This is a genomic window from Pinirhizobacter sp. (assembly GCF_035317885.1).
Taxonomy (GTDB): Bacteria; Pseudomonadota; Gammaproteobacteria; order Xanthomonadales; family Rhodanobacteraceae; genus Pinirhizobacter.
In genome coordinates this window covers 1-7,380 of the sequence record NZ_DATHFX010000243.1, presented here as the reverse complement: position 1 = coordinate 7,380, position 7,380 = coordinate 1, and the positions used below count along the sequence as shown (strand labels likewise).

Annotated in this window: 7 protein-coding genes; 1 reads left to right on the top strand and 6 read right to left on the bottom strand. The window is 64.9% G+C overall.

The annotated features are described in order from the left end of the window. A partial coding sequence (gene mgtA, locus VK519_RS07935; RefSeq protein ID WP_324348804.1) for a magnesium-translocating P-type ATPase occupies positions 1–1,513 on the top strand: 1,513 nt, incomplete at its 5' end. 66 nt (positions 1,514–1,579) lie between these two features. Here the strand turns inward: mgtA and VK519_RS07930 are convergent. The 6 genes from VK519_RS07930 to VK519_RS07905 all read right to left on the bottom strand — a co-directional run. Next, the gene (locus VK519_RS07930) at positions 1,580–2,710 is read right to left on the bottom strand and encodes an NAD(P)/FAD-dependent oxidoreductase (RefSeq protein ID WP_324348806.1); all 1,131 of its coding nucleotides are present in this window, start codon (positions 2,708–2,710) and stop codon (positions 1,580–1,582) included. Between the two features lie 5 nt (positions 2,711–2,715). Next, positions 2,716–3,474 carry a L,D-transpeptidase family protein gene (locus tag VK519_RS07925; protein ID WP_324348802.1) on the bottom strand — a complete coding sequence of 253 codons (759 nt, stop codon included), beginning with the start codon at positions 3,472–3,474 and terminating at the stop codon, positions 2,716–2,718. 20 nt (positions 3,475–3,494) lie between these two features. Next, positions 3,495–4,352 carry a MurR/RpiR family transcriptional regulator gene (locus VK519_RS07920; protein WP_324348800.1) on the bottom strand — a complete coding sequence of 286 codons (858 nt, stop codon included), beginning with the start codon at positions 4,350–4,352 and terminating at the stop codon, positions 3,495–3,497. 10 nt (positions 4,353–4,362) lie between these two features. Continuing rightward, positions 4,363–5,457: a dipeptide epimerase gene (locus VK519_RS07915; RefSeq protein ID WP_324348799.1), complete on the bottom strand. Its 1,095-nt coding sequence runs from the start codon at positions 5,455–5,457 to the stop codon at positions 4,363–4,365. Between the two features lie 43 nt (positions 5,458–5,500). After that, positions 5,501–6,901: a C40 family peptidase gene (locus VK519_RS07910; RefSeq protein WP_324348798.1), complete on the bottom strand. Its 1,401-nt coding sequence runs from the start codon at positions 6,899–6,901 to the stop codon at positions 5,501–5,503. A gap of 14 nt (positions 6,902–6,915) precedes the next feature. Then, positions 6,916–7,380: DUF819 family protein (locus tag VK519_RS07905; RefSeq protein WP_324348796.1), on the bottom strand; the 465-nt coding region annotated here is incomplete at its 5' end.

Below are 7,380 nucleotides of genomic sequence, written 5' to 3'. Positions count from 1 at the left end.
TGAGGAATCGGACGAGGCGCTGGAGTTCGGCTACCTCAACAGCCGCTTCCAGACGGGCCTTAAAAACCTGATGGACAAGGCGGTGCTCTCGCACCGTGACCTGGAGCCCATCGCCGAGCGGTACCACATCGTCGATGAGATTCCGTTCGACTTCCAGCGCCGCCGCATGTCGGTGGTGGTGTCGGGCAACGATGGGCAGCACCTGCTGGTTTGCAAGGGCGCGGTGGAGGAAATGCTTTCCATCTGTAGTCGCGCGCGCATCGGCGGCGAGGTGATCGAGCTTACCGATGAGCGTCGCCGCGAAATTCGCGCGATGACCCGTGACCTCAATGAAGACGGCTTGCGCGTGCTGGTGGTGGCCATCGCCCACCACACCGCGCACAACCGCCCCTATAGCGTGGCCGACGAATCCGGCCTTACCGCCGTGGGTTGCCTGGCCTTCCTGGATCCACCGAAGGATTCGGCCGCCACCGCGATCAAGGCGCTCAACCACCACGGCGTGGCGGTCAAGGTGATCACTGGCGACAACGAGGCGGTGACGCGGAAGATCTGCGCGGAGGTGGGCCTGGACGTGGAGCATTCAGCCCTGGGCCGCGACATCGAGGCGCTGGACGATGCGGCGCTCGATGCCATGGTGGCCCGCACCACGGTGTTCGCCAAGATGTCCCCGCTGCAGAAAGCGCGCGTGGTGAAGTCGTTGCAGCGCCAGGGCCACACGGTCGGGTTCCTGGGCGACGGCATCAACGACGCGCCCGCGCTGCGCGAGGCGGACGTCGGCATCTCGGTGGATACCGCCACCGATATCGCCAAGGAGTCGGCCGACATCATTCTTCTTGAGAAGAACCTGATGGTGCTCGAAGAAGGTGTGATCGAAGGACGGATCACCTTCGGCAACATCATGAAGTACATCAAGATGACGGCCAGCTCGAACTTCGGCAACGTGTTCAGCGTGCTGGTGGCCAGTGCATTCCTGCCATTCCTGCCGATGCTGCCCTTGCAGATCCTGGTGCAGAACCTGCTGTACGACCTGTCACAGCTGGCCATCCCTTTCGACCGCATGGACGAGGAATACCTGCGCAAGCCGCGCAAATGGGATGCCGGCGACATCGGCCGCTTCATGCTGTGGATCGGCCCGGTGAGCTCCATCTTCGACATCACCACGTTCTGGCTGATGTGGCACGTGTTCGGCGCCAACGGCCCGGAGCACCAGTCGCTGTTCCAGTCCGGCTGGTTCATCGAAGGCCTGCTGTCGCAGACCCTGGTGGTGCACATGATCCGCACGCGGCGCATCCCATTCGTGCAGAGCATTGCCGCGGCGCCCGTGCTGGCGCTCACCGCGGCGATCATGGTGGTGGGCATGTACCTGCCGTTCTCGCTGCTGGGCGCGAAGATCGGCCTGGTGCCGCTGCCTGGCGTGTACTTCGGCTACCTGGCGGTGACGCTGCTGTGCTACTGCGTGCTCACCCAGCTGATGAAGGTGCTCTACATGCGCCGCTTCGGGCGCTGGCTGTAGGGTGATCGGGTTAGCGGGTTAGCGGGTTGGGGGTCAGAGTCATGACTCTGACCCCGGCTCCGTTCGTCAGACGGTCGAGGCGCGACGGGGCGCCAGCATCGATTCGCCAATGCCGGCGTCGGACAGGTGGGAGGGCAGTGCGCGCCGGAGCACCAGGTGCGCGCAAGCCTCGCCCATCGCGGCCGATGTCTGGATGCCGTAGCCGCCTTGTGCCGCCAGCCAGAAGAACCCTTCCGCATGCGGATCGAACCCGCCCACCAGGTCGCCATCGGGGACGAACGATCGCAGGCCTGCCCAACTGCGGCGGGGGCGATGGATGGTCATCGTGGTGGCCCGTTCGATGCGGTCGATCCCTAAGGCGATGTCGAAATCTTCCGGCTGCACGTCGTGAGGCCGCACGGGGTCGGTGTTGGCCGGCGAGCCCAGCAGCAGGCCGGCATCGGGTTTGAAATAGAAATCTTCGTCAGCGCCCGTGACGAACGGCCACGCCGCCGTGTCGACGCCCGACGGCGGATCAAACAGGAAGGCCGTGCGGCGTTTGGGTTGAAGCCCGATGGGCGACACACCGGCCAGGCGCGCCACCTCGTCGGCCCAGGCACCCGCGGCGTTCACCAGGACAGGCGCGCGATAGATGGTGTCGTTGTCGTCCGTCACCAGCCAATGGCCCTGGCTGCGCTCGAGATGGGCCGTGTCCACGCCCATGCGAAGGCCACCGCCGCGCGACTTCAGCCCATGCAGGAAACCCTGGTGCAGTTCGTTCACGTCGATGTCGGCGGCGCCCGCCTCGAACATGCCGACCACGGCCGCCTCGGGTCGCAACACCGGTACCCTGGCGCGAGCGGCATCGCCATCGATGAGCTCCACGCGGGTAAGCGGCCGGTTCTCTTCATACTGGGCAAGTACATGGTCGTACTGTTCGCTGGTGCCGATCACCAGCGCGCCGCGCGGGGTGAGGATCGGATGTGAGGCGAAGCCCGCCGGTGGGTGGTCCAGGAAGGGCCGCGTGGCGCGGGTGAGTGCACGTACCTGGGTCGACCCATAGGTTTCGCAGAACAGCGCCGCCGAACGGCCGGTCGAGTGCATGCCGGCATAGGCTTCGCGTTCGAGTACCAGCACGCGCGCATGCGGCGCCAGGAACCAGGCCACCGAGGCTCCGGCCATGCCGGCGCCCAGGACGATCACATCGGCGTCGATCATGGTGCTCACAGTGCGGGAAGGTTCCATGCCATGCGCAGGCGCGCATATTCCGCTTCCGGAAGCAACACGATCACCGGCTTGCCTTCGGGTTTGAGCCACGAGAGCAAACGGTCCATGGTGCCGTCGGCCATGGCCGTGCAGCCCACGGTCGGTGAACTGGGGGTCTTCCACAGGTGGGCGAAGATGCAGCTGCCGGCGCCGACGCGGCCATCGGGATTGTGTTCGATGACGAAGCCCAGCCGGTAGGCGTGATCACCGTTGTCGTGGATATCACGCCGCATGTCCTCGGTGGCTCCAGCCACGGCTTTCTCGCCGACCTGCCGTGCATCCACGATGCGGTTGTACAGCGGCGAGCCACTGACATCCACGCAATAGTCGGTAGCGCTTAGCGCCCGGTACGGCATCGCGGTGGCCGCCGTGCCGGCATAGCCGAATGCCTGGCCGATTCGGAATACTCCCGCCGGGCTGCGGCCATCGCCTTCGTGCTTGGTCGGTCCGCCGGACGGCTGCTCGTTCAGGCCCACGCCCCAGGCCGCGCCCTTGCCGATCACCACCGCTGCGGCCGTGCCTATCTCGCGCCAGCGGCCGTCGTGTTGTTCGTACGTGCGTAGCTTGCCCTGCGTGCTGTCCCAGCCCGGCACCGTTACCACCACCATCTGCCGTGCATTGGTCCAGGGCAGGTGGGTGGCGGCGATCGCGGGCGCCAGCGTGGCAAGCAGGCCGGCAAGAAGAAGCGCCGTTCGCTGGATCATCGATCGTGGCATGCGCGAAGGCCTGTTCCGGGTCATGGTTCGAGCATCTGGCCAATGCGCTCGAGGTTGGCCACCAGTTGCGCATGGCGGTCGTCGTCCTCCTCGCAAAGACGCATGAACAGGCCGTCCAGAAGGTGTTGCAGCGACGACTGGTACACCAGCGATTGCACGTGCGGCTGCTCGTCGTGGGCCGATACCACCAGTGCGATGTCGGCGATCGTGCGCAGGGGGTTCAAGGTATGCCGGGTGACGGTCACCACCTGGCCTCGCCGCTCATGGAAGAAACGGGCGATCTTGTACAGCGCCGGGTGCCGCCCGTGCTCGGAGAACACCAGTAGCACGTCGCCGGGCTTGGCGGCCGATACGTTCGATGCCATGCGTGAGGCGTCGAAACTGTGCACGGCCAGGATGCCCAGCAGCGAAAGTTTCAGGGCGAAACCCCGGGCGTAAAGGTCGTCTTCGCCCAGCCCGATGATGAATACACGTCCGTTGGCGCCGGCACGGGCCAGCGCGGCCACCGTGGCGTCGAGCGACTCGGGCGCATTGATCAGGCGGGTGGCTTCTTCCGCTTCGGTTTTCCGCCGCCACAGGGTCGCCACCGCGCTCGATCCCTCGCTGACAGGTGCCGGCTCGGAGAGTGGCCCGCCATCGCCGTTCTCGCTGCGGGCAATGGTTTCCCCTACCGAGAATTTGAGGTCGGGATAACCGCGGAAGCCGAGCTTCTGGGTGAACTTCACCACGCTCGACTGGCTGATCCCCAGGGCGTTGGCCAGTTGCTGCGAGGAATAGTCGCGCAGCAACTGCGCGTTTTCCAGGATGAAGTCGGCGATGCGCCGCTCCACCGCCGACATGCGGTCGCGTTCGGAACGGATCTTGACCAGGGGAGACATGGGGCGGCCTTCAGGGACACGGTTCCAATCCGCGGATTTCGCGGATGCCAAGGCCGGGCGCGTCGGTCACGGAAATTTCCGACTCGTTGAAGATCACCCCGCCGTCCACGGGGTTGTACTGGCAAAGCGACGGCCCGTCGAGATCCACCTTGGTGATCACGTTGGCATGGGCTACCGCCACGTGCACGGCTGCCGCCACGCTGATGCTTGTCTCGAGCATGCAGCCGATCATGCATTCCACGCCGAACATGCCGGCGATGTCGGCGATGCGGATGGCGTTGGAGATGCCACCGGTCTTCATCAGCTTGATGTTGATGATGTCGGCCGCGCGCATGCGGATCAGCTCGATCACCTCCATCGGGCCGAACACGCTTTCATCGGCCATGATCGGCGTGTGCACGCGCTCGGTGACATAGCGCATGCCGGCAAGATCCCGCGCCTTCACCGGTTGCTCCACCAGTTCCAGGCGGACGCCGGCGTCTTCGAGCGTGTTCAGGGCAAATACCGCTTCCTTGGCCGTCCAGCCCTGGTTGGCATCAAGGCGCAGCAGTGCGCGGTTCTCGACCGCCGCATAGATGGCGCGCACGCGCTCGATGTCCACGCCGATATCCTTGCCCACCTTGATTTTCAGCGACTCGAAGCCCCGGTCCACCGCGGCGATGGAGTCGGCTACCATCTTGTCGATGTAGTCCACACTGATGGTGATGTCAGTGGTGATCGCCGGGTCGCCGCCGCCCAGCAGCTTGTACAGTGGCGCGCCGTAGAGCTGGCCCCAGAGGTCGTAGATGGCGATCTCCACCGCCGCCTTGGCGCTGGAATTCTTTTCCATCGCGCCCTGGATCAACTGGGTAAGGTGGTTGAGGTCGGCCACGTCCTGGCCCATCAGGCGCGGCGCGATGTAGTGGCGGATGGCATCGATGATCGAACCATGCGTGTCACCGGTGATGACCGCCGTTGCCGGAGCCTCGCCGTAACCGACGTTGCCGGTATCGGTGTTCACCATGATCACGATGTCTTCGATGCTCTTGACCGTGCGCAGCGCCGTCTTGAAGGGTGTCTTCAACGGTACCCGCAGCATGCCGAACTGGATGTCGGTGATTTTCATGGGGACGTCTTTGTCTCGTTATTCTTGGAAGAGGGATGACCGATCAGGGCCGGATGCGCACGATGCTGGTCATGTGGTCGACGAAGGATTCCTTCGCGTTGGCCATCATCGGCAGCAGCGGCGTGAGCGATACCGCATTGAGCTTCACCCGGCGCATGCTGCCGTCGGCCTGCACGTAGCTCATGCCCGATACGTCGTGGATCACATACGGCTGGCCATCGACCTTGCCGATCACCATCATCACGTGGCCGGGGATGTAGATCATGTCGCCCACGTCCATGGCAAGCACGGCCTTTACCCGCGCATCGTGCTTGTCGGCAGGGCCGAATACGGTGTGCTGCAGGGCGGGGCTGATGCTCTGGTCGCGCGTATTGCGCGGCATCTGCACGCCCATGCTGCGGTATACGTCTGAAACAAACCCGCTGCAGTCCCGGCCGTTGAAGGCATGCCCCCAACCGTAGCGCTCGCCCAGGAACTTGAAGGCCTGGCGAATGATGTTGGCCCGTGTGAGCGGCAGGTAATCGGCGCTGCTGTCCTGGTTCCGCTGCAGCAGGGCAGGGGCGAAGGCAAGTGAGCCGTCATGTTTGCGCACGGGCAGGCTGAGCACCCACGAGGTATAGGGGCCCTGGCCGTTTACTGCCTGGTCGGCAGGCAGGGTGGTGTCCAGCGGAACGCGTGTGCCCATGTCCAGTTGCAGTTCCGACACGGCGGGCGCTTCAGGCGTGAACACCGTACGGGGCTTGGCGCCAGTGATGATGCGATAGGGCGTGGCATCGACATGGGCCAGGATGTCGTCGCGGCGCCCTTCGGCGATGTCCTGCGCCCACACCCAGGCCGCATACCGCGGGCTCACTACGAACAGCCAACGGCCATCGCCGCTGGCATGGGCGATCACTACCGGATCGCCCGGGAACAGGGCGCTCTCCTGGAAGCGGTCGATATCGGTGTCGTCGGCATGGCTGAACACGCGCATGTCCGTCGGCACGCTCCGCAATGCCGTGCGACGGACGGCCATGCCGAAACGCGTGGGTGACTGGGCAGGGACTGCATCAAGCGCGCGGTTGGCAAACGCCGCGTCGATGGTTGCCTTGGGCACTTCCTGGCCGTGGACGTCGTAGAGCGTACGGTCCGGCTGTTTGGCCAGCTTGTTGATCCAGCCCTTCACCTGTTCGGCGGCCAGGTTCGCACCAAGCGCGCGGATGTCATGCATCGACGGATCCTGCGCCAGCACTTTCTGGTTCAGGGCATCGATGGCCCTGGCATTCATCACCACGTGATCGGCATCAGCCAGGTGCGCGAGCCAGAAATCAGGCGAGAGCTTGGCGTCGTCGATGCCCAGCACGCCTGAGGGCGGCACGCTGAAAGGCGCCTGGGCATGAAGCGGCATCGTGCCGAGGGTTAACGCCAGGGCGCAGGCTATGAGGCAGGATTTGAGCGTTCGCATGGGTTGAAGACTCCTCAAAAAGCCAGCCTGGACAACACCGACGCCACCAGAAGGCCGAAGCCGGTACCGAGGATATAGCCCAGCAGCGCCAGCAGGACGCCCACCGGCACAAGCGACCGCGAATACGTGGCGGCCAATACCGGCGTGGCGGCCACGCCGCCGATGTGGGCCAGTGAAGCGATGCCGCAAAGGTACAGGTCGAAGTGGAACATCCGTGCGACCAACGACAGCAACACGGCATGGATGGCAATGATCGTCACCCCGCACAGCAGGTACACCGGTGCCGCGGCGATCCCGTCGAAGCTGCTTTGCGAGGCCAGCACGGCCACCACGCTGATCAGCAGCGCGCTGGATAGCGTGCCGGCGCCGGGGAGCCGGGCCAATCGTGTGTGTGCCGCAACAAGGCCCGCCACCGTGGCGATCAGGATGGTCCAGGTGGTGGCCGAAACCATGCTGGTCAAAGGCAGGTGATCGCCTAG